Raw genomic sequence first — 25,124 nt, 5'->3', positions numbered from 1 at the left:
TGTATTATTTGAACTAACAGCGAGAGTAATCCCCAATCAATAAAGAACCTATTCTTTATCTTTCTCTAGAAAGGAGGTGTTCCAGCCGCACCTTCCGGTACGGCTACCTTGTTACGACTTAGCCCTAGTTACCAGTTTTACCCTAGGCAGCTCCTTGCGGTCACCGACTTCAGGTACCCCCAGCTTCCATGGCTTGACGGGCGGTGTGTACAAGGCCCGGGAACGTATTCACCGGATCATGGCTGATATCCGATTACTAGCGATTCCAGCTTCACGAAGTCGAGTTGCAGACTTCGATCCGAACTGAGAACGGTTTTGAAGATTCGCATCTGGTCACCCAGTAGCTGCTCTCTGTACCGTCCATTGTAGCACGTGTGTGGCCCAAGGCGTAAGGGCCGTGATGATTTGACGTCATCCCCACCTTCCTCACAGTTTACACTGGCAGTCTCGTTAGAGTTCCCGACATGACTCGCTGGCAACTAACGACAGGGGTTGCGCTCGTTATAGGACTTAACCTGACACCTCACGGCACGAGCTGACGACAACCATGCAGCACCTTGAAAAACGTCCGAAGAAAAATCTGTTTCCAAATCTGTCGTTTCCCATTTAAGCCTTGGTAAGGTTCCTCGCGTATCATCGAATTAAACCACATGCTCCACCGCTTGTGCGGGCCCCCGTCAATTCCTTTGAGTTTCAAACTTGCGTTCGTACTCCCCAGGTGGGATACTTATCACTTTCGCTTAGCCACTCAGATTGCTCCGAACAGCTAGTATCCATCGTTTACGGCGTGGACTACCAGGGTATCTAATCCTGTTCGCTACCCACGCTTTCGTCCATCAGCGTCAATCAATTAGTAGTAACCTGCCTTCGCAATTGGTATTCCATGTAATATCTAAGCATTTCACCGCTACACTACATATTCTAGTTACTTCCTAATAATTCAAGCCCTACAGTATCAATGGCAGTTTCCTAGTTGAGCTAGGAGATTTCACCACTGACTTATAAGGCCGCCTACGGACCCTTTAAACCCAATGATTCCGGATAACGCTTGGATCCTCCGTATTACCGCGGCTGCTGGCACGGAGTTAGCCGATCCTTATTCTTACAGTACCGTCAAGCCTCTACACGTAGAGGTGTTTCTTCCTGTATAAAAGCAGTTTACAATCCATAGGACCGTCTTCCTGCACGCGGCATGGCTGGATCAGGCTTGCGCCCATTGTCCAATATTCCTCACTGCTGCCTCCCGTAGGAGTCTGGTCCGTGTCTCAGTACCAGTGTGGGGGATCTCCCTCTCAGGACCCCTACCCATCATAGTCTTGGTAAGCCGTTACCTTACCAACTAACTAATGGGACGCATGCTCATCTTATACCGTTGGAACTTTAATTATCAAATGATGCCATTCAATAATACTATGGGGCATTAATCCAAATTTCTCTGGGCTATTCCCCTGTATAAGGTAGATTGCATACGCGTTACGCACCCGTGCGCCGGTCTCAAGTTAGCAAGCTAACTCTACCCCTCGACTTGCATGTGTTAGGCCTGCCGCTAGCGTTCATCCTGAGCCAGGATCAAACTCTTCATCGTAGTGTTTTTAATATTGTACGATAAAGGCTAGGTTTATTTCTTAATCTCTTAAGTCTTACTCTCTTATTTTTTACAATCTAAATCCGAAGATCTAAATCGTGCTGTCAATCCAATATGTCTATGAACGTGTCATTCTTTTTATTATCGCTTGTTTCTCAAAGCGGGTGCAAAAGTACAACTTCTTTTTAATCTCACAAGTGTTTTTGAAAAAAAAATTAAATTTTTTATTTCTTATCCACTTACTCAATAATTCTCAGAACGTCGCCACAATTGCGGGCTGCAAAGGTAAAACCTTTTTTGACTCTGGCAAACTTTTTTTGAAAAAAAATTTTCTTTTTTACCAGCCGTTAACCCTAAGTTAACTTATCAATAAATGTAATGAACTTGCCTTTGAATGCGGGTGCAAAAGTAGCACCTTTTCTCATTCCCGCAAACCTTTTTTAATCTATTTTTTAAAGTATTTTTCTATCCTTTGATTACAAGATACTTACAAATCAAAAAAATCAATTTTAAATTTTAAGTGCAAGAACAAATACAAGTTTTAAATGCTAATCTCTAGTTTTAAATACAAGTTCAAGAAACAGATTCAAGAAGAAAATTCATGTTTCAAACACAAAAATTAAATGAAATTGTTTTAAAAAACAACTTTAATACTTTATATATAGTATACAAATAAACAATTTACAACTCAAACAAACCCGCCATAGCCCCGAGTGTAGCGGCATCCTTTTATTAATTTTCCCTGAAAATAATAAAAGATACAGCGGAAAGCGGGAATAAGCTACTAAATTATTTAAATCAGAATTCTATAATTCTTCTTTTTTAAGTTTTGCTTTTTCATTTTTTGCTCTCCATGTTGCAGCTAATTTCTTTAAATCGATTTCTTTTGCTGAAGGTTGTGGCGCAAGATGTCTTTCTTTAAAAGCTGTTACTAATATAGATTCTATGTAAAAATCTTCTGAAACTTCGAATGGTTCATACTTTGTTTTCAAATTAATATTGAAAAGTTTTGCCGTATTACTTGACCAAAATGCTTTCCAGCCACTTTTGTAATCTTTAATTAAATCAAAAGTAGTTGAACCAGTTTGCCTATTGATTAATTTAACTAAAATTTGTCCGTCTTTTCGGGACAACTTTTTAAGTTTTGGTTCAAATTCTTCTTGTAAATAATTTTCAACTAGCTTAAAGTATTTCTTTTTTTCTTTATTGGTTTTAAGCTTAGCCATAGTTTCATTAATCTGCATTAACTTTTCTGCTGTTAATTTCGCATATGGATAGACCTTATATACTCTCCTTTTTAAAATTAATACTTTTTTTTGCTCATCACTTAAAACTTTAACTCCATTTTTTGTAACGACGATTTCTTTAAGTTCTATTGAATATAAAACAGCTGAATCTTGGGCTGTTACTTTTAAAGTGTCTTGAACTTGTCCTTTTATAGATAATGAAAAAAGTAGTATTAAATATAAGGTATAATTTCTCATTTAAATCTTTAGTTAGATTAATTATAACTCAAAAATACTTAATTATTATATAAGTATAAATGCATTTTCATAATTTAGCAAAAATTTAAAATATTATGAGTTCAAAAACTATACTGAAAAAAGATTCTTTAACTTTTTTAGAAAAATATTTAAACAATGCATCTCCGACTGGATATGAAGCAGAAGGGCAAAAATTATGGATGGATTATTTAAAACCATATGTTGATACATTTATTACAGATACATATGGGACTGCTGTAGGAGTGATAAATCCTGACGCTCCTTTTAAAGTTGTTATTGAAGGCCATGCTGATGAAATTGCATGGTATGTAAATTACATTTCTGATGATGGTTTTATTTATGTTATTAGAAATGGAGGAAGTGACCATATGATTGCTCCTTCTAAAAGAGTTCATATTCATACTAAAAAAGGAATTGTAAAAGGAGTTTTTGGTTGGCCTGCCATTCATACCAGAAATAAATCTAAAGAAGAACCAGCTAGAATAGACAACATCTTTATTGACTGTGGATGTAACACTAAAGAGGAAGTTGAAAAAATGGGAGTTCATGTAGGTTGTGTTATAACTTATCCTGATACTTTTGAAATTTTAAACGAAAATAAATTCATTTGTAGAGCGATTGACAATAGAATGGGTGGATTTATGATTGCTGAAGTTGCTCGTTTATTAAAAGAAAACAAAAAGAAATTACCATTTGGTTTATACATTGTAAACTCAGTACAAGAAGAAATTGGTTTAAGAGGCGCAGAAATGATTACTCAAACTATTAAACCAAATGTTGCTATTGTTACAGATGTTTGCCATGATACCACTACTCCAATGATTGATAAAAAAATTGAAGGCGATTTAAAAATGGGGAACGGTCCTGTTATTGCATATGCTCCGGCCACTCAAAATAAATTACGTGAAATGATTGTAGACACAGCAGAAGAAAACAAAATTCCGTTTCAACGTAACGCATCTTCAAGAGCTACTGGTACAGATACTGATGCTTTTGCTTATAGTAATGGCGGTGTTGCTTCTGCATTAATTTCTTTACCACTTCGTTATATGCACACTACTGTGGAAATGGTTCACAGAGATGATGTTGAAAATGTAATTAAATTGATTTATGAAAGTTTGTTAAAAATTGAAAACAACGAAACCTTTTCATATTTTAAATAAAAACAAAAAAGCCGAGAAACTTAATTCTCGGCTTTTTTGTTTAATATCCTATTTTAATTATCTCACTATAATTTTCTTAGTTGTTCTGTTAGTGTCATTTGAGATTTCTATCAAATACATTCCTGATTGAAGCTCTAAAGGAATTCTAACTTCATTTTCAAAGTTAACTTCTTTTACTTTTTGACCAGTAATTGTGTAAATTTCTGCTTTAGCAGTACCGTTTATACCTGATAAAATTACATAATCAGATGTTGGGTTTGGATAAACCAATACAGATGCAGTAAAAACATCTTGATTTGATAATGTATTACAAGGGAAAGTTTGTCCAAAATTTGATCCAAAAATGATATCCACAAGACATGGATTATCAATAAAAGGGTTTCGGTTATTTTGCCAAGTATAAATATAATTGTTTCTATTCATTTCAAAATCATCTGGAGGATCTTGTTGATGCCATGATAATAAAGTTGCTAAATCTCCAATATTTCCAGAAGGCGTAAAACCATCTGATAGGTATTCACTCGGACTTCCATTAACTACATTTAGACCATTAAATCTAACCGCCATATAAAACAAAGCTCTTGCAACATCTCCTTTCCAAGAACCTAAAGTTCCTGTTGGTCCATTATAATCCGTTGCACTTGCAACATTAGAATAGTTTTTATTATTTCGAGATGAGTTTTCTTGACCATTTGCAACACGTATATGGTGTGCGTCTGAAACTCCGTCAACAGTTGTTACTGCACTAGTATTTGTATAAACACTTATTCCATCAGCAGTATCTCCCATAGCGGTTTCAAAACCACCACGAGATTGAGCAAAAATATGTTCACGATTCCATTTTCCTATAATACTACTTGAGTTTTGTTGGTCTAACTTAGCCATTGGCTCTTCTCTGTATAAAGCCCAAACTTGATTATTATTCTCAGGATTTCTATCGGCTGTGTTTAATATTTCCCATATATCCGCATAACTATGTAATCTAACTACTCCAAACTCAGCAATAATATCTTGAACGGCTTGCTTTAATGTGGAACCAGATAATCCATTTAATGAATCATAATATCCAACGGGAGCAGTACTTGAAACTATTCCATAAGTAGGAGTTGTAGGTTTTCCAAAGTTTTGGAATTGAAAATCATTATCATAAATCCTAACAATTATATTGTCATTATTTATGACATATTCAGATGGAACCGATTGTAAATCAATTAACATTTCTTCATCTCCCTCATCAGTACTGTCATCATTAAGTACTATTAAGGCAGATGCAGAATCAAAACCAACTGGGATTACAGCTGTTAAATCAGTAGCTGATGTGTAATCATTAACCATAAAATTACCATTAACAATAGAAAAGTTAATTACAAGGTTTGATCCAGTTACAACAGAGCTAGTATTAAATGTTACATAAAAACTCTCCCCTTCATTATAGGATACTTGTGGAACAGATACCGAAATATAATTTAAAACCACACCTGAACCATCATTGTTTGCGCCTGGAGTTGGAGTTTTAGATTCCCATGTGCCATCATTTTTACGCTGAGAAGAACGAGGATGTGTTGTTGTTTCATTAGTGAATTTAGTTGCTGGAATTCCTAAAGCAGCCATTAAAGTTGTAGGTTGTGTTGAACTTGTTGAATAAGCAATAGCATCAATTAAATTTGAGGTTGTTGCTGGAGTGTTTACAGGGAAATCAGTGTCATTTCCTAAATAAATTGCTACAACATCAGGTCCATTTTGAATTGTACTATTAGTAAATATAGCTGCTGATGAAGGAGGGGGAGAAACTGCTGAGTTTCCAAAATGAATAATTCCATTGATATCTGTAGTAAACCCATCTAAATCAATAGCAAAATAACTTAAATTATTTGTTTCATTATAAAAAACTAAAACATAACCGTCTAAGGGTAAATTAGCCGAGGTAGACTTTAATTCGACAAATTCTGTTGTATCAAAACCTGAATTATCTGCATCAATTTCATTTATATAAACTTGTGAAAAAGAAAAATTAAATAAAAGTAATGTTAATACTGAAAGTAATTTTTGGAGCATAATTTTCTTTTTTTATTCAAAAATACATAATTCATACGGAAAACCTCATTATTTAAGAGTAATTAACAAAAAAGGGGGAAATCTTTATTTATTTTTAAAATTTAACTTACAATTATGAATGGATTGACGCAACTTTTTCATAAAATTGTACTCTTAAGTAAAAACCCCATTTGAAACCAAATTATTATATATATCTACTCATTCTTGTACCAATAATTTGTTTGGCTCAACATAGTTCTGATTTTAAAATGAGAATTAATGTAGAAGAACATAAAGTTGATGTTCAGCAAAATTTAATTTATTTTAATTCATCAAAAGACACGATTTATACAATTGTTTTAAATGATTGGAATCATTCATTTTCTTCTAAAAATTCATTGTTAGGAAATAGGTTTTCTGATGAGTTCATAAGATCTTTTCACTTAGCAAGTGATGAAGACAGAGGGTTTACAGATATAAAAAATATAATTGATAATAATTTTAATACTCTTTATTGGAAAAGAAACGAAAAGCAAATAGATATTATTGAAATTGAGCTTGAAACTCCTATCCTTCCTAATTCTAGCCAAAAATTAAATTTATTATACAGTATAAAATTACCTAATGAAAAATTTTCAAGATATGGATTTAATAATGAAGGTAAACTTTATTTTAAGAATTGTTTTTTAAACCCTGCTATATATCAAAACGGAAAGTTTGTTAAACAAAGTAACGTTAATTTAGAAGATATTTTCAACGCCTCGTCAAACATTAGTGTTAGTTTAGATATTCCGTTAAAATATTCATTTGCATCAAATTTAAACACTATTGAAGAAACAAAATCTGATAAATATGCAACTTATAATTTAGTAGGTGAAAACAAAAAAGATTTAATCCTTATAATAAGCCCTGAGTCAGAATCAACAATCTATAAAAATGAATATATTGAAGTAAGTTCGAGCATTAACAAAACAAGACTTAATGATATTCAAAAAACCCTAATAATTGATAGAATAACCCGATTTGTTCATGAAAAAATTGGTCCCTCAAATTCTTCAAAAATTTTAGTTTCTCAAGAAGATTACAATAAAGAACCATTTTATGGTTTAAGCCAATTGCCTGCATTTTTAAGCCCTTTTTCAGATGAAAACTTATTTGAATTAATGTTTTTAAAAACATATATTAATGCTTATTTAAATGAAAACTTAAACTTAAATCACAGAAAAGAAAACTGGATTTATGATGGAATTCAAACCTTTCTAATGATGCAATATATTGATGAATATAATGCCGATTTAAAAATGATGGGAAGCTTGTCTAGATTTAAAATTTTAAAATCTTATAATTTAATTAATTTAGATTTTAACCAGCAGTACAACTATTTATACATGCTAATGGCAAGAAAAAATTTAGACCAACCATTAGCAGAAAGAAAAGATCGCCTTATTAAGTTTAATGAAAGAATTGCAAACAAATATAAAGCTGGTCTGTCTTTTAAATATTTAGATAGTTATTTAGAAAATGAAATTGTCCTACAGTCAATTAAAGAATTTGTAGCGTTAAACAACCATATTCAAACTAGTAAATATGATTTTGAATATATCTTAAACCAAAATTCCACAAAAAAAATTGATTGGTTTTTCGAAACACTTATAAACTCTAGGAAACTTATAGATTATAAATTTGGAAAAGTTTCAAAAACAAATGAAAAACTAACGGTTAATATTGTAAATAAAACCAAAACTAATGTTCCTATTTCATTATATCAATTAAAAAATGACAGTATCGTAGGTAAATTTTGGTTAGATAATATAAAAACCGACTCAACATTTGTTTTTGAAAGAAATGGTGCTGACAAAATTGCTTTAAATTATTTAAATGAAGTTCCAGAATATAATTTAAGAAATAATTGGAAATCACTAAAAGGCTTCTTTTTTAACAATAGACCTATAAAATTTAATTTTTACAAGGATTTAGAAGAACCATATTATAATCAGGTTTTTTATGTTCCTGAATTTGAATTTAATATTTATGATGGTTTAGCTTTTGGAATGCGATTAAACAATAAATCAATGTTAAACAAACCATTTACATTTAGTGTTACACCTTTTTATTCTCCAAAAACAGGAACATTGGTAGGAAAATTTAATGGTATAGTTGAACAAAATGTTAGAGATGAAGGAAGGTTATACAGAATAAGATATATCGTTTCTGGTAGTCAGTTTCATTATGCAGAAAATGCAGCCTATACTAATTTAAATCCAACAGTTCAATTACTCTTCAGAGATAAAGATTTTAGGACAAATAAAACTGAATTTGTTCAATTAAAGCAATTATATATAAACAGAGAAAAAACTGATTTTTTACTTGATAAAAACACTGAAAATTATAATCTATTTAATTTTAAATATGGAAATTTTCAATCAGAAGCCACAAAACATTATAGCTTAACAACTGATTTACAGGTCGCTAACTCTTTTGGTAAAATTTCAACCGAAATTCATTATCGAAAATTATTTGATAATAACAGAAGATTAAGTTTAAGATTATATGTAGGAACTTTTCTTTACAGAAGTACAACTTCAGAATTTTTTAGTTTTGGTTTAGATCGCCCTACTGATTACATGTTTGAACACAGCTATTTAGGTAGAAGTGAATCAACTGGTATTTTTAGTCAAGAATATGTTTACGCTGAAGGTGGATTTAAATCTAAATTAGATACCCGCTATGCTAATCAATGGATGACCACTTTTAATGCATCATTTAATGTTTGGAATTGGATTCAGGTTTATGGAGACATGGGCTTATTAAAAAACAAATTCGCACCAACAAAATTCGTATACGACTCCGGAATTCACTTAAATTTAGTACCTGATTATTTCGAATTATTCTTACCGGTGTATTCATCAAATGGATATGAATTAAATACTAATAATTATGGTGAAAAAATTCGTTTTATAGTTACATTAACCCCAAAAACATTAATTTCTCTATTCACAAGACGTTGGTTTTAAACAAGTAATTCCTTAAATAATTATATTTTTATCAACAAAACAAACAATTACAATGATTTAATTATCATATTCTTAATGTATTTAATGAACAAATGATAATTATTAATTAACCCAATTGTTTGATATTGCTTTATATCTACTAATTAATTACATTTGTAAAATATCAAATATTTCATACTATGAGCAAAACTGCGACTAAAGAAGTTTTATCTTTTGAAGATTTTAAAAAAGAAGTATTAAACGATTACAAAATTGCTACAATTAGTAGAGAATGTAGTCTTTTAGGACGTAGAGAAGTTTTAACTGGTAAAGCAAAATTTGGAATCTTTGGTGATGGAAAAGAAGTTCCACAACTTGCTTTAGCTAAAGCTTTTCAAAATGGCGATTTCCGTTCTGGTTATTACCGCGATCAAACTTTTATGATGGCAATTGGAGCCATGAATATTGAGCAATTTTTCGCAGGATTGTATGGTCATACTGATATTAATTTTGATCCAATGAGTGCTGGTAGACAAATGGGAGGACATTTTGCAACTCATAGTTTAGATGAAAAAGGAAATTGGAACAATTTAACGGCTCAAAAAAATTCAAGTGCCGACATTTCACCTACTGCTGGTCAAATGCCACGTTTATTAGGCTTAGCACAAGCTTCAAAAATATTTAGAAACGTAAAAGGGTTAGAAAAGCACACTCAATTTTCAAATGAAGGAAATGAAGTAGCTTGGGGAACAATTGGTAATGCTTCAACTTCTGAAGGGTTATTTTTTGAAACCATTAATGCTGCTGGAGTTTTACAAGTACCAATGGTAATGAGTGTTTGGGATGATGAATATGGTATTTCGGTTCATGCGCGTCATCAAACTACAAAAGAAAACATTTCTGAAATTTTAAAAGGTTTTCAACGTGAAGAAGGTACAAATGGATATGAAATTTTACGTGTTAAAGGTTGGGATTATCCAGCATTAGTAGAAACATACCAAAAAGCTTCTAAAATAGCACGTACAGAACATGTACCAGTTTTAATTCATGTCAATGAGTTAACACAACCACAAGGGCATTCTACTTCTGGAAGTCATGAAAGATATAAAGATACTGACCGTTTAGCATGGGAAGCAGAATATGACTGTTTAGCACAAATGCGACTTTGGATGATTGCTAATAATATTGCAACTGAAGAAGAAATAATTGAAATTGACAACGCATCTAAAAAAGAAGTTTTAGAAGGTAAAAAAGCAGCTTGGATTTCTTTTACAGCTCCTTTTAAAGCAGAACAACAAGAATTAGTTAGTCTTTTAAACACAATTGCTGCTTCAAGTCCAAATAAAATATTTATCGAAAAATACTCAAACGATTTAGCTTCAATCAAAGAGCCCATTCGTAAAGAAATCTTAACAACTGCTCGAAAAGTATTGCGCTTAATTGTAAAAGAAAGCGGAAAGACTCAATTGGCAGCTTGGATTACTACTTATACCAATAAGATCCAACCAAAATTCAGTTCACATTTATTTTCTCAATCTGATAAAAATGTAGCTTCAGTAAAAGAAGTTCAACCAACTTATGACGCAAGTGCAGAAGATGTAGATGCTCGTTTAGTTTTACGTGATAACTTTGACGCTATTTTTGAGAAACATCCTGAAACTTTAATTTTTGGAGAAGATGCCGGAACTATTGGTGATGTTAACCAAGGTTTGGAAGGAATGCAAGAAAAATACGGAGAATATCGTGTAGCAGATGCTGGAATACGTGAAGCTACAATTTTAGGTCAAGGAATTGGAATGGCAATGAGAGGTTTACGACCAATTGCTGAAATTCAATACTTAGATTATTTGTTGTACGCTATTCAAATCATGAGTGATGATTTAGCTACGTTACAATATAGAACAAACGGAAGACAAAAAGCTCCATTAATTATAAGAACTCGAGGACATCGTTTAGAAGGAGTTTGGCATTCTGGTTCACCAATGGGAATGATCATTAATGCAATTCGTGGAATTCATGTTTTAGTTCCTAGAAATATGACTAAAGCCGCAGGTTTTTACAATGCTTTATTAGAAACTGACGAACCCGCATTAGTAGTTGAGTGTTTAAATGGGTATCGTTTAAAAGAAAAAATGCCAACTAATTTAGGCGAATTCAAAACACCAATTGGTGTGGTTGAAACTATTAAACAAGGAACTGACATTACTTTAGTATCTTACGGATCAACTCTTCGTTTAGTAGAACAAGCTGCGAACGAATTAGAAAGTGTAGGAATTAGTGCTGAAATTATAGATATTCAATCGTTATTACCTTTTGACATTAATCATGATATTGTAAAAAGTATTGCTAAAACAAATCGATTATTAGTTATTGACGAAGATGTTCCTGGTGGAGCAAGTGCTTATATTTTACAACAAATTATCGAAAACCAAAAAGGATACAAACATTTAGATAGTGAGCCGCAAACGTTAGCTTCTCAAGCACACAGACCCGCTTATGGTACTGATGGAGATTACTTCTCTAAACCAAGTACAGAAGATATTTTTGAAAAGGTTTATGCTATTATGAATGAAGCAAATCCTACAAAATATCCAAGTTTATACTAATATTAACTTTATAAAATAAAAAAAGAGGCTAAAAAGCCTCTTTTTTTATTTTATATCTCTTTTAAAACTTCAATAAAGAAATCAATTTCTTCTCTAGTATTAAAATGACTGAATGAAATCCTTAAATTAGGAAATTTTTGTTCTTCTAAAGTTAAAAATTCTGCTAAAACATGAGAAGGTTTTATGCTTCCACTTTGGCAAGCACTTCCTCTAGAAACTGCAATTCCTTTCATATCTAAGGCAAAAAGTAACATAGACGATTTTGAAGCATCAATTGGCAACATTACATTTAAAATATTATATAAAGTATTATTTCCGTTTACTTTTAAATTAGGAAAAAGAGTCCGTAATTTAGACAAACAATACGATTGCAAATCTAATATTGTCTTTTTATTTGCTTCCAAATTATCAATAGACAAATCAAGTGCCTTTGCCATTCCTACCACTTGATGCACAGCTTCAGTTCCTGCACGAAGGCCTTTTTCTTGCTCTCCTCCATAAATCATTGGCTGAATAGTCAACCCTTTTTTAATGTAAGCAAAACCAATTCCTTTTGGACCGTGAAACTTATGAGCTGTTGCTACTGCAAAATCAATTGGTAATTCATGTAAGTTTAAATCAATTTTTCCAATAGATTGAACAGTATCACAATGAAACAAAGCTTTAGCTGCAATACACAACTTCCCTACTCTTTCAACATCTAAAATAGTTCCTATTTCATTATTTACATGCATTAACGAAACAAGAGTTGGTTTTACTTCATGAAGTAATTTTGCCAAATGCAAATAATCAATTTCTCCAGTAGGAAGTATGTCAATAAATGTAACTTCAATATTGTTTGTTTTATGTAAATGCTGAATGGTATGTAAAGTAGCGTGGTGTTCAATTTTTGAAGTAATGATTCTTTTAATCCCTAAATCTTGAACTGCACCTTGTAAAATTAGATTAGTCGCTTCCGTAGCATTTGCCGTAAAAATAAGTTCAGCAGCTTGTATGTGTAATTGTTTTGCAATGCTTTTACGAGAAGTTTCAAGCAGGTTTTTAGCAGTTCTACCAAAACTATGAGTTGATGATGGATTTCCAAAATTATTTTGTAAAACAGACATCATAGATTCAATTACCTCAGGATAAAGAGGTGTCGTTGCAGCATTGTCTAAATATATTTTTTTCATGTTATCATTTTCGAAAAGCAAAGATAAGAAAGTATGCTTTATCAAAAATTTAAAATCTGTTAAACAAAAAAGCGAGAAATTACCTTTCTCGCTTTTTTGCTTTTTATTATTGCATTAATGAGAAACTTCTGCTTCAATTGTATCAACATCTATTCCTTGTTTTTTAAGAATTCCTTTAACCATAAAGGCAAATAAAGTAAGATATCCAAAACAAACAACCGCAATAATATATGATTGATGAATTCCAATAATATCAGCTAATTTTCCTTGTATTGGAGGAATAATTCCACCTCCTAAAATCATCATAATTAAAAACGCAGAACCTTGTGATGTGTATTTTCCTAATCCTAAAATAGATAAACTAAAAATAGATGGCCACATAATACTACATGCCAAACCTCCCGATAAAAAGGCATAAATTGCAACTGTTCCTGTTGAAAACAAACCTATCATCATTGCAGCAATACCAAATAATCCAAATATAATTAAAGTACGAGCTGGTTTATCTTTCGTTAAAAAGAAAGCAATTATTTGTAAAACCACACAAACTACATAATAATACAAAGGTTTCATCTCCTTACCTGAAACAATATTTACAGATAAAATTACCGCAAAAGCAATTAACGGAACAACAACAAGTGCTAAAGTCTTTTTCATACCTGATAAGTTAAAAACACTAATAGCACCAGCCCAACGACCAATCATTAAACTTCCCCAATACATTGAAACATAAGGAGCAATTTCTGAAGATTGCAATCCACCAAAACTTTCTAATTTTAATAATTCACCTAAATTACTTCCTATTGCTACTTCTACTCCTACATAAGTGAATATAGCTAACATTCCTAATACCAATTGTGGATATTGCATTGCTCCCCAGCCTTCAGATTTTTTTCTTGCTGAAAAATAAGAAAAGAAAATACCGCCTAGAACAACAATAAGCGCTCCAAAAAGCCAATACATTCTCTTCATTTCTATTTCAGTCTTTAAAACAGATAATTTTGCTTCTTTACTTTTTAAATCACTTAAATAAGCTGAAATTTCATCTCCAGTAAATTTTTTTAATTTTACTTGATTAACGGGCGTTTTAGCAGTTTTTAACTCATACTCAATAGTCTGAATTACTTTGGCATCGTTACTTTTATAACTTTGAAATACTGGAACAAACATAATTCCTAATAAAATAGTCATCACAACAAGTGTTTTTAATGCTTTATTTGCTTTTTCCATTGGTTCTTTAGAAATTCCGTCAGGTACTTTTTTAGAAAAGTAAAACAAAGCCGCAGAAGCCAAAAATAACAACCCTACTCCAACATATAAATAAATAACTTTATTTAATTCTAAATTAGCAATTTGTTCATCCGTAACTGAAACTGCAGATCCAAATAAAGCAAAACCTACCAAAATTGGTCCAATCATAGTTCCAAAAGAGTTAATTCCTCCTCCAAGATTTACTCTACTTGCTCCAGTTTTTGGATCACCTAATAAAATTGCAAATGGATTTGCAGCTGTTTGTTGTAACGAAAAACCTAATGCAACAATAAATAAACCGGATAACATTCCAATATATAAGTTAGCTTCAACAGCAATAATCATTGCCCCTGCTCCAAGCGCAGAAAATAATAATCCATATACGATACTTTTCTTATAACCCCACGAACTAACAATATCGCTACTTCTTGCTGTTCCCATTATAAACAATATCAATGCGCCTAAATAATAAGCTGTATAGAAAGCAAAATCAATCAACTGTGATTGAAACTGATCTAAACTGAAGTAATGTTTACAAAAAGGGATAAAAATACTATTACCTGCGGCAATAAAACCCCAGAAAAAGAAAACTGTTATTAAAGTATATAATGCAGAATAATTGGTCTGTATTGATTTGGTATTTACTGAATTCATAATTAAATTATAATAAATCTTATTTATATATTTTTGAAGACCTAAAGATAATATTTTTAGCTTTTAACAAACATTTTAGTCTAAATAAAATTATTCGATTAAATTTGCTTCAAATAAGAATAAAAAATATGAAAAAAATTTTTGCTTTATTATTAACAGGTATAATGATTTCATGTGATGACGGCGACATTACTCTACAATCTTTTGATTTTGAATCACAAACAATTCAAAAATGTTCAGAAAATAATTTAATTTTTAAAATTAAAGACGATGAATTATTACTAATTGATATTCCTGAAAGTAGTTTTGTTAATACTGTTACTCCTGATGGAGAGCCTAGAGAAATAACAATTAGCTCATCTAATCAAATCTACTACAGAAAATACTCAGGAAATTTAAGCTCTACTTCAATTTGTTCTACTATTCCACCAGCAAATCCTGTAGTACAAAATGAATGGATTGCAACCGGCGGAACCATTTTGATTGAAACAGACGAACTTTATGATACCGATGAAATAACCGTTATTGGATACACTCATAATATTACTTTTGAAAATGTTAGTTTTTCTAACTCCGACAATACTTTTAGTTTCACCACTTATATTTTTGGAGATTACGAAACTGATCTTTAATTACTATTTAAATTATTAAAAAAAGCTCCAAGATAATCTTGGAGCTTTTTTTATCTATCTACATTTTGTTTGATATAAACTTCAGTTGCGCCAATTCCATATTTTTGATAACTGGCTTCTTTAAAAGTTATACCATCATACTTAGAAAGTAAAAATTCCAACTCCGATTTTAAAACTCCTTCGCCAACTCCGTGTATAAAAACAAGTCTTGGCATACGCTTTCTAATTGCAAAATCTAACTGACCTTTTGCATTATCCATTTGGATATTTAAGATTTCAAAATTAGATAAACCACGGAAGTTTTTTACTAATTTTTCAATGTGTAAATCTACTTCTAAAACAAAATCATCCTTCTTGCTTTTCTTTTCTTTTACAAAAGAGCGCTTTTTTTCTTCCGTTTTATCTTGTAAAACAGAAGTTAAACTTTTAGAAGAGAATACATTATTTAACTCATTGATATTATTAGTTTTAATCAATTCGTTGACAAAATATGTCATCGTAAATCCATCACTTGTTTCAATGGTAATCGATGTGTTTTCAACCTTTACAACAACTCCATCAAAATCATCATCTAATACCGAAACCTTATCTCCTATTTCTAAATTTTGCATACTTCTATTTTTTACTAAAAAACATTATTATATAACTTTATCAAAGATAAAAAAGTTAAAATAAGAACTTGATTTTTGTTTCTTTATTTTAAAAATACTATCCTGTTTTTTACTTCTACTCTAACACTTTTTTACTGTATTTTTTAATCCAAAAAAAATATTTATTTGTTACTCATTTTATTTTTGGCACGCATATTGGATATATCAAAACAAAGAACTCTAAAATAATGGAGTTAATGTTTAACCTTTAAATTATTGTATCATGAAAAAAATTACATTTTTAGTTGCAGGAATATTATTCTTAGGAATCAATGTTGCAAAAGCATCAGATAAAAAGGTTTTAACTGATGACGAAGGAAAAAGTAGATACCATGTAGACTACAGAAATGCTGAACCAATTGTGTTCTTAGAAAGAGGAGTTGAATTTTATATTTTTCCAAACGGAGAGTTTGATTTTAATACAGCTTCAAATTATTATGGAACAAACCCAAGACCAAGAAGTGGAGGAATTAATACTACTTATGGAGCACCTGGAGTTCGTTCAAATTACGGACCTAGAGATAGAGGAATCATAATTGAACATGATTATATGGGAAGAGTAAGACGAGTAGGAAATACATTTATTAACTATGACGCTTATGGAAGAGTAAAAAGAATTGGTAACGTATATATGAAATACAACAGCTTTGCCTTGACTCAAGTTGGTGGATTAAGAATTATTTACGACAGAAGAGGTCGAATCATTGATATTGTAGGATATGTTAACTATAACAATTCTCATTATAACTACAATCCTGGAAACGGAAATGGTTATGGTAACAATGATCATGATTATGGAAATGACGATAATGACGACGATTACTACTACTATAAAAAAGACGGTACGAAAGCTAAAATGTCTAAAGACGATATAGTAGAAATAAAAAAGAAATAAAAATTACTACATAATGTTAGTAAAGTTGGTTGGTTAGTTTTAAAAGTCCTGTGGAACTGAAAAGTGAAACAGGATTTTTTATGCAATAGAATCTAGCAATTGAACCAAATCTTCTGTAAGCGATTTTCTACTGTATTTTTGTAAACCTACAGCATGAACATTTAAGTTTTTATTCAAAAAAGCTTCAAAATACATAGAAATTTGGCATTTTAAAGCTTCTTTTTCCTCATAAGTAAAGAAAGTCCCTGTATTTGTAGATTTAATAATTTGTTCAAAATCGGCACCAACCGGACCTAAAGCTAAAATTGGTCTATCAGAAACCATATATTCAAACAACTTTCCTGGAATAATACATTTGGTTTCGGGTGAATTTATTTCAATCAATACTAAAACTTGTGAAGATTTTTGTTCTTGTAAAGCTTTTTCGTGTGAAACATAACCTAATAAATTCATGTATTGTTCTAAATTATGCTCTTTTATTGCCAAAATAACTTCATTACTAACTGCTCCAATTAATTTAAGTTCGAAATAAGAAGCAAATAAGGCGTTTTCAGAGACTAACTCACTTAAAACTTCCCACAACACTATTGGATTTCTTTCGGAAAGCAGCGATCCTATATGCGCTAATGTGAATTTTTCATCTTTAGCTTTTGGAATTGATTTCTCAACATCATATCCATTTGTAATAACAGAAATAGGTTTTGAAGTAATTGCATCAAACTCTTTTTTAGTAGTTGGAGAAGTGACAATAATTGAATTGCATGAATTTAAAACCTCTTTTTCAAATGATTTATGCTTTTTTGCAGCCCAATTACTCAATTTTAATTCTTTATGATAACCAATTGTTGTCCACGGATCTCTAAAGTCAGTTATCCAATTAATTTGCATTTCTTTTTTTAGTTGTAAACCAATTAAATGCAAACTATGAGGCGGTCCAGTTGTAATTACAGTATCAATATTATTTTCAACTAAATACTTTTTCAAGTAATTTACCGATGGTTTTACCCAAAAAACTCTTGCATCAGGAATAAAAACGTTTCCACGAATCCAAAGCATTGCTTTTTCAACAAATGATTGTTTCTTTTTATTTGGAATAATCCCTGAACTGATGTCCTTTGTTTTCTTTTTTGAAAAAACAGAAGCAAAAGCGTAAGGTTCAAATATTTTATTTTTTACAATAATTGCATTTTCAGAAACTTCACTCAATAATTTTTCATCCATTAACGGATACGTTGGGTTTTCTGGAATATAAACATGTGGCTCGTAACCAAAATCAGGTAAATATTTTACAAATTTTAACCAACGCTGTACTCCTGGTCCACCTGCTGGCGGCCAATAATAGGAAACAATGAGTATTTTTTTTGAAGAACTAATGATTATTTGTTTTTCTTATTTTCAAAATACAATCCACCAATTATTATTAAAATCATTCCTATTGAACTTATTAAAGCAATTGTACTTCCTGTTTTCACTACTTCAGGCTCAAATTTAAATTCAATTGTATGTTTTCCGGCAGGAATTTGCAATGCTCTTAAAACATAATTTACATTTAAAATCTCTGCTTCATTACCATCAATTGTAGCTATCCATCCGTTTTTATAATACATCTCAGAAAACACAGCTAAACCTTCATTTGAATTATTAGAAGTATATTTTAAATGATTTGGTTTATTAACATTTAACTTTATAATTGCTGTAGTATCTTTCGCAAATGAAGTTTTTTCAATTTTAAAGTCTTTTTTATTTACAACTGCAACATTTTTAGAATCCAAACCATTCAAAGCTTTCATTTCTTCGTCTGGAGAATTTACCGTTATCACTTTTTCAACAAACCAAGCACTTCCGTTAGCAAAAGGATTAGTAACAGCTAAACTACCTTGACCTGTAGGAATTACTAAATACTTTACATTTAAGAAATCTAAAACCGGATTACTCTTCGTTATATTTAAAGTCGAATCTATAGAATTACCAACTTCATTTAAATTTTGCTCTACATTATATTCAAATAATTCATCCATTCTTCTTGGTCGAACCGCGCTATAACCTCCTACTGATTTATGAAAATAAGAAGTCTGTCCTTGTAAACGACCTTGCACATCGTACACTCTATAATTTGAAGTATCTTTTAATATTTGTGTGTCAATTTCTGAAGCTATGAATGGAACATCAACTTCTCTTGCATCTCTAAAATCTTTGGCTCCCACATAATTTTTATCAATAAAAAACAAATCGGAAATCATAAAAATACCAATTATAATCACAGCTGTTTGAGTGGCTAATTTATTTTTAAGATACATCCACATCGTCAAAGCAGCAACTGCAATAAAAAACGCAGATCGAAGTAAATCAGCAACGTACATGCTTTTTCTATCTTCTTTTAAAGCATCAATAAATCCAATACCGAATGAATTGTCTTGACTTTCGCTAAACATTCTTAGCAACTGCCCGTCAACCGAACCCGAAAAATCGAACAATCCTTTTGCCAAAAATAGAACAACTATCAACCCTAAACTTGTTGCAGTAGCTTTAATTAAACTGTCTTTTTGAAGCTCTTGATCTTTAGTAAAAAACGATTGTAAACCCATTATGGCTAATACTGGTAAACATAATTCTAGAACCACTTGTATAGATGAAACTGCTCTAAACTTATCGTACATAGGAACATAATCAATAAAAAAACGAGTTAAAACATCGAAATTTTTACCCCATGATAATAATAATGAAATAATTGCACTTATAAGAAATACATATTTTACTTTACGCTTATCGTGATACATTGCCAATACAGCCAAGAAAAAAACAATAGCACCAATATAAGCCGGAGCAGCAACAATAGGTTGTTCTCCCCAATACGTTCTTCCGTAATAATTTGCAGTTTGTAAAGCTTCATTTGGAGCCGCTCCATAACCAATTAAAAATTCATATACATTTGATTTTTCGCCTAATTCTTCACTATTTCCACCTCCAAAAAGTCTTGGAGCGATTAAGTTAAAACTTTCTGCAATTCCATAACTATATTCGGTTATATAGTCATATTTCATTGAAGAGCTTGTTTGGTTTTGAGAACCATCTGCATTAAAAGTTAGTTCACTTTTTCCTCTAATACTATGGTTTGCATATTCAGAAGTAGCCAATAAACCAGTAGCATTAGCACCAATTGATAAAATAGCCGCACCTAATAATACTCCAATAGTTTTAGCTAAAACATTATATTCTTTATTTTTTACAAAATTAAAACAGTAGTAAATTCCAAGTGAAATTAAAATAATCAATAAATAATAGGTCATTTGAAAGTGATTTGCCTGAATTTCTAAAGCAGCTGCAATCATCGTTAAAATTCCACCCACAATATATTTTCGTTGAAAAACCAACAAAACACCAGCCACAACCATTGGCATATAAGCTATAGCATGTGCTTTTGCATTATGTCCAACGCCCAAAATAATGATTAAATAGGTTGAAAAACCAAAAGCCACCGCGCCAAAAAAGGCTTTTAGCGGATCAACTTTTAAAACCATTAATAAAATATAAAAACCTAAAAAGTATAAAAACAAGTAATCAGCGGGTCTTGGTAAAAAACGCAAAACCGAATCTAGTTTTTTAATATAATTGTGAGGGTAATTTGCACCTAATTGATAAGTTGGCATTCCACCAAATGCGCTATTGGTCCAAAACGGTTCAGAATCGGTTTCTTGTCTAAAATCATTTTGCTCTTTTGCCATTCCGGTATATTGAGCAATATCTGACTGATATATTTTTTCTCCTTTTAAAACAGGATAAAAATAAAAAATAGAAACTAAAACAAATCCTATAATTGCAGCTAAATGCGGCAATAATGCTTGGAATTTTTTCATTAAAAAAGGTGTTTTTATTAAAATGCTAAGGTAAATAAAAAAAGGATATTGTTTCAATATCCTTTTTTTATGATAATTAAATTTTTTACTCTACTTCTTCATAATCCACATACTCTCCTACTTTTTTCTTTTCACGTGGCATTTCTGCTCTTTGAGTTTGTTGTTGAGATTGCTGGTTTGTATAATTTTGTTGCTGCTGTTGAGCTTGTTCTTGCATTTTCTGTTGCACTTTACTCATAGCTTTTTGCATTAATATTGGTGCAAAAATTCGAGCTAAGAACTTAAACAGATAATAGAATAATATTATGTAAACTAAGGTTTTAATAAAACCTGCAAATGATGCCATTTCCATATTTGTAATTTTAAAATTCAAATTTATACATATATGTCGAGATTTAAGTAGTAATGTTTCTTAAAATTATTATAAAAATGTATTTTTGGAAGATAAATTAGACACGTATGAAATATTCTAAATTAATTGCTTTCTTATTTTTATTAAGTTATCAAGTTCAATTTGCTCAATTTACAGATGAAATTAATTCAAACAGACCAGGTAGATCTATGATGGCTTTTTCTGTAGGTAAAAAAATTATTCAGGCTGAAACTGGATTCACTTATGTTTCTGAAAATCATAATAATTTAAACTATAGCGCAAAAGGTTTTATAGGAGAACTTGGTGTTCGTTATGGTGTTTGGAAAGAAGAGCTTGAAGCAATTTTAGAAGTTCAATATCAAAACGACAAGTTTAGCTCTTCTTATTTAAATGAAAACAGAAGTGGTATTAAACAATTAACCCTTGGTGCAAAATATTTAGTTTACGATCCTTTTAAAAATTATGAAGAAAAACCAAACTTATATAGTTGGAAAGCCAATCATAGTTTTAAATGGAGACAACTATATCCTGCTGTAGCAGTTTATGCAGGTGCAAACTTCAGTTTAGGGAAAAATCCTTTTAATTATGCTCCTTCAAATATTGAAGAACCATCATTTAGCCCTAAAGTTAGTGTTATTGCACAAAATCACTTTGGAAGCAGATGGGTTTTGGTAACTAATATTACTTATGATAAAATTACTTCAGATTTTAAAAGTTTGAATTATGTTTTAACTTTAACTAGAGGATTTAATGCTGAATGGTCTGGTTTTATTGAAAATCAAGGTTATAGTGGAGATTATTATTCAGACGGAATTGTTAGAGCTGGAGCAGCTTATCTAATTGGAAAAGACATGCAAGTTGATGCTTCATTAGGTAAAAACTTCAAAGGTACTCCTGAAATTTTAACTGTTGGAGTTGGTTTTTCTTGGCGATTTTCTGCTACTTATGAAGAGGTGAAGTTAGAAAAGGATAATGGTAGTAAAATGGATAAGAAAATGAAGAAAAAAGGAGAAAAAGAAGCTAAGAAAAGAAAAGACGCAGTAGATTTAGAATAAGATGATTACAATAAAAGAAGCTAAAACTAAAAAAGAATTAAAAGAATTCATCATGTTTTCTTTTGATTTATATAAAGACAACCCATATTGGGTTCCGCCCATAATTTCTGATGAACTGGAAACTTTTGATAAAAATAAAAACCCTGCATTTAAAAGCGCAGAAGTACATTTTTATATTGCTTATAAACAAAATAAAATTGTTGGAAAATTAGCTGCAATTGTAAACTGGGATGAAGTAAATATCCTTAAAAAAAACAAAGTCCGTTTTGGCTGGTTTGATGTTATTGATGATATCAAAGTAACTGAAGCTTTATTAGAAAAAGTATACGAGTTAGGTAAAAAACATCAACTAGAAATGGTTGAAGGACCAATAGGGTTTTCAAATTTAGACAAAGTAGGAATACTTACTGAAGGTTTTGATCAAATGGGAAATATGATTACTTGGTACAGTATGCCTTATTATATAGAACATTTTGAAAAATTAGGCCTAACTAAGGAAAAAGAGTATATAGAAAGTTACTTTCCTTTTTCAAATATTAACCCAGCTTCTTTTGAAAAAGCAAGTGGATTAATAAAACAACGTTATGGATTAAAATCTTTAAGTTTTACAAAAACAAAAGATGTTATGCCTTATGTTGACAAAATGTTTGATTTGTTTAATGATACATATTCGGTTCTTCAATCATTTGTTCCTATTAATGATATCCAAAAGGAATATTTTAAAAAGAAATACATAAGTTTTATAAACCCTGAATATATTAAGTTTGTACTTGATAAAGACAATAATATGGTTGCTTTTGCTATCATGATGCCTGGTTATGCTCAAGCACTACAAAAAGCAAAAGGAAAATTATTTCCATTTGGCTTTTATCATTTACTAAAAGCAAGAAATAATTCTAAAGAAGTTGTTTTTTACTTAATTGGAGTTTCCCCAGAATACCAAAGTAAAGGTGTAACTGCACTTATCTTTGAAGAATGCTACATTACTTGTGTTGCAAAAGGAATTGAAATGTGCATTAGAACTCCTGAATTAGATGAAAATCACGCCATCCATAATTTATGGAAAAACTTTAATCCAACAATAAATAAAAGAAGGCGAACTTATAGCAAAAAACTTATTTAATATTAAAAAAGCCTTCATAAAGAAGGCTTTTTTTATTTATATATTTGTTTCTTTCTTTTATGAAACATCTACTGTAGTTTCAGCAGCAATTTTCTTATAAGTTCCATTTACTAATTTTTCTCTAATAGCTTCAAAAGCTGAAAGAGTATCTTCAATATCTTTCATAGTATGAGATGCAGTAGGAATCATTCTTAATAAAATTATTCCTTTTGGAATTACAGGGTAAACAACAATTGACAAGAAAATACCATAATTTTCTCTTAAATCATTTACCATAATCATTGCCTCAGGAATTGAACCTTCTAAATAAACAGGTGTAATACAAGTATTTGTATCACCAATATTAAATCCTCTAGAAGTTAACCCTGATTGAAGTGCATTTACATTTTCCCAAAGTTTGTCCTTAATTTCAGAAGAATTACGCAACAATTCTAATCTTTTTAATGCTCCAATTGTCATTACCATAGGTAATGATTTAGCAAACATTTGAGAACGTAAATTATATTTTAAATAATCAATTATGTCTTTATCAGCAGCTACAAAAGCACCAATACTTGCCATTGATTTTGCAAAAGTTGAAAAGTAAACATCAATACCATCTTGACAACCTTGCTCCTCACCTGCTCCAGCTCCTGTTTTACCAAGAGTTCCAAAACCATGCGCATCATCAACTAACAAACGGAAATTGTATTTTTTCTTCATCTCAACAATTTCTTTTAACTTTCCTTGTTGACCTCGCATTCCAAAAACACCTTCAGTAATAAATAAAATACCTCCGCCAGTTTCTTGAGCTAATTTTGTAGCACGTTGAAGATTCTTCTCCATGCTCTCAATATCATTGTGTTTGTAAGTAAAGCGTTTTCCCATATGCAAACGAACTCCATCAATAATACAAGCATGACCATCTACATCATAAACAATAACATCATTTTTAGTTACTAAGGCATCAATAATTGACACCATTCCTTGATAACCAAAATTTAATAAATAAGCGGCATCTTTTTGTACAAAAGCCGCTAATTCTTTTTCTAATTGTTCGTGAATATCTGTATGACCACTCATCATACGTGCTCCCATAGGATAAGCAGCACCATATTGCGCAGCAGCCTCAGCATCAACCTTGCGTACTTCTGGGTGATTTGCTAAACCTAGATAATCATTAATACTCCAGTTTAAAACTTCTTTTCCATGAAATTTCATTCTAGGACCAAGTTCACCTTCTAGTTTTGGGAAAACAAAATATCCTTCTGCTTGTGAAGCCCATTTACCTAATGGACCTTTATTTTGTTGAATTCTTTCAAATAAATCTTTTACCATAATATAGAATATGTTTTAAAAAACTTGGCAAAAGTAAGAATAAAAAAGGGTTTTTAATAATTTATTTTTATATGAAATAAGCAAATGAACTTAACTCAAGGAATCTTTTTATACACATATTCAAGTAACAATTATTTATTTTTTAAAAATAAAAATAAAAAAACATAAAAATATAAATAGTTTAATTACTTTTGCATCGAACGACACAGAAATGTGGTTACACGTTCACCATAAAAGTCGACCGCTCCAGGTTGGCTTTTAT

The 25,124-nt window shown here is 30.9% G+C and carries 16 protein-coding genes and 1 rRNA gene; 7 read left to right on the top strand and 10 right to left on the bottom strand.

Features of this window, described 5'->3' with window-relative positions; genetic code table 11:
* Positions 1 to 69: 69 nt before the first annotated feature.
* Together OLM55_RS08760 and OLM55_RS08755 are read right to left on the bottom strand one after the other, a co-directional pair.
* A 16S ribosomal RNA gene (locus tag OLM55_RS08760) occupies positions 70 to 1,585 on the bottom strand.
* Between the two features lie 806 nt (positions 1,586 to 2,391).
* Complete coding sequence (locus OLM55_RS08755; RefSeq protein ID WP_264558529.1) at positions 2,392 to 3,069, bottom strand: DUF4294 domain-containing protein; 678 nt, start codon at positions 3,067 to 3,069, stop codon at positions 2,392 to 2,394.
* 95 nt (positions 3,070 to 3,164) lie between these two features.
* On the opposite strand from OLM55_RS08755, the gene OLM55_RS08750 reads away from it, so the two are divergent.
* Complete coding sequence (locus tag OLM55_RS08750; protein WP_264558528.1) at positions 3,165 to 4,253, top strand: M42 family metallopeptidase; 1,089 nt, start codon at positions 3,165 to 3,167, stop codon at positions 4,251 to 4,253.
* Between the two features lie 57 nt (positions 4,254 to 4,310).
* Here OLM55_RS08750 and OLM55_RS08745 read toward each other — a convergent pair whose 3' ends face one another.
* Positions 4,311 to 6,308, bottom strand: coding sequence for an endonuclease (locus OLM55_RS08745; RefSeq protein ID WP_264558527.1), 1,998 nt, complete (start codon positions 6,306 to 6,308; stop codon positions 4,311 to 4,313).
* A gap of 248 nt (positions 6,309 to 6,556) precedes the next feature.
* Between OLM55_RS08745 and OLM55_RS08740 the strand changes: the two genes are divergently transcribed.
* Positions 6,557 to 9,301: an aminopeptidase gene (locus OLM55_RS08740; RefSeq protein WP_264558526.1), complete on the top strand. Its 2,745-nt coding sequence runs from the start codon at positions 6,557 to 6,559 to the stop codon at positions 9,299 to 9,301.
* A 179-nt stretch (positions 9,302 to 9,480) separates the two neighbouring features.
* Positions 9,481 to 11,886 (top strand): thiamine pyrophosphate-dependent enzyme, encoded by a 2,406-nt coding sequence (locus tag OLM55_RS08735; RefSeq protein ID WP_264558525.1) that lies wholly within the window; start codon positions 9,481 to 9,483, stop codon positions 11,884 to 11,886.
* A gap of 50 nt (positions 11,887 to 11,936) precedes the next feature.
* Here OLM55_RS08735 and OLM55_RS08730 read toward each other — a convergent pair whose 3' ends face one another.
* Both OLM55_RS08730 and OLM55_RS08725 read right to left on the bottom strand, forming a co-directional pair.
* A complete protein-coding gene (locus OLM55_RS08730; RefSeq protein ID WP_264558524.1) occupies positions 11,937 to 13,058 on the bottom strand; it encodes a cysteine desulfurase family protein in 1,122 nt (373 codons plus the stop codon).
* 114 nt (positions 13,059 to 13,172) lie between these two features.
* Positions 13,173 to 14,963, bottom strand: a complete 1,791-nt coding sequence (locus OLM55_RS08725) for an MFS transporter (protein ID WP_264558523.1) — start codon at positions 14,961 to 14,963, stop codon at positions 13,173 to 13,175.
* A 128-nt stretch (positions 14,964 to 15,091) separates the two neighbouring features.
* Between OLM55_RS08725 and OLM55_RS08720 the strand changes: the two genes are divergently transcribed.
* Entirely contained in the window at positions 15,092 to 15,595 is a 504-nt protein-coding gene (locus OLM55_RS08720) for a hypothetical protein (protein WP_264558522.1), read from the top strand.
* A 50-nt stretch (positions 15,596 to 15,645) separates the two neighbouring features.
* Here OLM55_RS08720 and OLM55_RS08715 read toward each other — a convergent pair whose 3' ends face one another.
* Positions 15,646 to 16,206, bottom strand: a complete 561-nt coding sequence (locus tag OLM55_RS08715; protein WP_264558521.1) for a Smr/MutS family protein — start codon at positions 16,204 to 16,206, stop codon at positions 15,646 to 15,648.
* Between the two features lie 262 nt (positions 16,207 to 16,468).
* Here OLM55_RS08715 and OLM55_RS08710 point away from each other — a divergent pair, with 262 nt between their 5' ends.
* On the top strand, positions 16,469 to 17,140 hold the full coding sequence (locus OLM55_RS08710) for a hypothetical protein (RefSeq protein ID WP_264558520.1): 672 nt from the start codon (positions 16,469 to 16,471) through the stop codon (positions 17,138 to 17,140).
* Positions 17,141 to 17,218: 78 nt separating this feature from the next.
* On the opposite strand, the gene OLM55_RS08705 is transcribed toward OLM55_RS08710, so the two are convergent.
* The 3 genes from OLM55_RS08705 to OLM55_RS08695 all read right to left on the bottom strand — a co-directional run bounded on the left by OLM55_RS08705 (position 17,219) and on the right by OLM55_RS08695 (position 21,346).
* The gene (locus tag OLM55_RS08705) at positions 17,219 to 18,361 is read right to left on the bottom strand and encodes a glycosyltransferase (protein WP_264558519.1); all 1,143 of its coding nucleotides are present in this window, start codon (positions 18,359 to 18,361) and stop codon (positions 17,219 to 17,221) included.
* Positions 18,362 to 18,516: 155 nt separating this feature from the next.
* Complete coding sequence (locus OLM55_RS08700) at positions 18,517 to 20,994, bottom strand: YfhO family protein (RefSeq protein ID WP_264558518.1); 2,478 nt, start codon at positions 20,992 to 20,994, stop codon at positions 18,517 to 18,519.
* Positions 20,995 to 21,079: 85 nt separating this feature from the next.
* Positions 21,080 to 21,346 (bottom strand): DUF4834 family protein, encoded by a 267-nt coding sequence (locus OLM55_RS08695; RefSeq protein WP_264558517.1) that lies wholly within the window; start codon positions 21,344 to 21,346, stop codon positions 21,080 to 21,082.
* A gap of 107 nt (positions 21,347 to 21,453) precedes the next feature.
* Between OLM55_RS08695 and OLM55_RS08690 the strand changes: the two genes are divergently transcribed.
* Together OLM55_RS08690 and OLM55_RS08685 are read left to right on the top strand one after the other, a co-directional pair.
* Positions 21,454 to 22,422, top strand: coding sequence for a transporter (locus tag OLM55_RS08690; RefSeq protein WP_264558516.1), 969 nt, complete (start codon positions 21,454 to 21,456; stop codon positions 22,420 to 22,422).
* Between the two features lies 1 nt (position 22,423).
* A complete protein-coding gene (locus OLM55_RS08685) occupies positions 22,424 to 23,545 on the top strand; it encodes a GTP cyclohydrolase (protein WP_264558515.1) in 1,122 nt (373 codons plus the stop codon).
* A gap of 57 nt (positions 23,546 to 23,602) precedes the next feature.
* On the opposite strand, the gene OLM55_RS08680 is transcribed toward OLM55_RS08685, so the two are convergent.
* Positions 23,603 to 24,862 carry an aminotransferase class I/II-fold pyridoxal phosphate-dependent enzyme gene (locus OLM55_RS08680; RefSeq protein WP_264558514.1) on the bottom strand — a complete coding sequence of 420 codons (1,260 nt, stop codon included), beginning with the start codon at positions 24,860 to 24,862 and terminating at the stop codon, positions 23,603 to 23,605.
* Positions 24,863 to 25,124: the final 262 nt, after the last annotated feature.

It is taken from the genome of Flavobacterium sp. N2270 (assembly GCF_025947225.1).
Classification (GTDB): domain Bacteria; phylum Bacteroidota; class Bacteroidia; order Flavobacteriales; family Flavobacteriaceae; genus Flavobacterium.
Note: the sequence above shows the minus strand (reverse complement) of the source record. Positions and strands in the feature narration are given on the sequence as shown.

Excerpts from the sequence above, each read along its gene's own strand:
- OLM55_RS08745 (WP_264558527.1), bottom strand. The coding sequence starts at position 6,308 with ATGCTCCAAAAATTACTTTCAGTATTAACATTACTTTTATTTAATTTT.
- OLM55_RS08720 (WP_264558522.1), top strand. The coding sequence starts at position 15,092 with ATGAAAAAAATTTTTGCTTTATTATTAACAGGTATAATGATTTCATGT.
- OLM55_RS08710 (WP_264558520.1), top strand. The coding sequence starts at position 16,469 with ATGAAAAAAATTACATTTTTAGTTGCAGGAATATTATTCTTAGGAATC.
- OLM55_RS08755 (WP_264558529.1), bottom strand. The coding sequence starts at position 3,069 with ATGAGAAATTATACCTTATATTTAATACTACTTTTTTCATTATCTATA.
- OLM55_RS08740 (WP_264558526.1), top strand. The coding sequence starts at position 6,557 with ATGAGAATTAATGTAGAAGAACATAAAGTTGATGTTCAGCAAAATTTA.
- OLM55_RS08705 (WP_264558519.1), bottom strand. The coding sequence starts at position 18,361 with ATGGATGAAAAATTATTGAGTGAAGTTTCTGAAAATGCAATTATTGTA.
- OLM55_RS08690 (WP_264558516.1), top strand. The coding sequence starts at position 21,454 with ATGAAATATTCTAAATTAATTGCTTTCTTATTTTTATTAAGTTATCAA.
- OLM55_RS08715 (WP_264558521.1), bottom strand. The coding sequence starts at position 16,206 with ATGCAAAATTTAGAAATAGGAGATAAGGTTTCGGTATTAGATGATGAT.
- OLM55_RS08700 (WP_264558518.1), bottom strand. The coding sequence starts at position 20,994 with ATGAAAAAATTCCAAGCATTATTGCCGCATTTAGCTGCAATTATAGGA.
- OLM55_RS08725 (WP_264558523.1), bottom strand. The coding sequence starts at position 14,963 with ATGAATTCAGTAAATACCAAATCAATACAGACCAATTATTCTGCATTA.
- OLM55_RS08735 (WP_264558525.1), top strand. The coding sequence starts at position 9,481 with ATGAGCAAAACTGCGACTAAAGAAGTTTTATCTTTTGAAGATTTTAAA.
- OLM55_RS08685 (WP_264558515.1), top strand. The coding sequence starts at position 22,424 with ATGATTACAATAAAAGAAGCTAAAACTAAAAAAGAATTAAAAGAATTC.
- OLM55_RS08750 (WP_264558528.1), top strand. The coding sequence starts at position 3,165 with ATGAGTTCAAAAACTATACTGAAAAAAGATTCTTTAACTTTTTTAGAA.
- OLM55_RS08730 (WP_264558524.1), bottom strand. The coding sequence starts at position 13,058 with ATGAAAAAAATATATTTAGACAATGCTGCAACGACACCTCTTTATCCT.
- OLM55_RS08695 (WP_264558517.1), bottom strand. The coding sequence starts at position 21,346 with ATGGAAATGGCATCATTTGCAGGTTTTATTAAAACCTTAGTTTACATA.
- OLM55_RS08680 (WP_264558514.1), bottom strand. The coding sequence starts at position 24,862 with ATGGTAAAAGATTTATTTGAAAGAATTCAACAAAATAAAGGTCCATTA.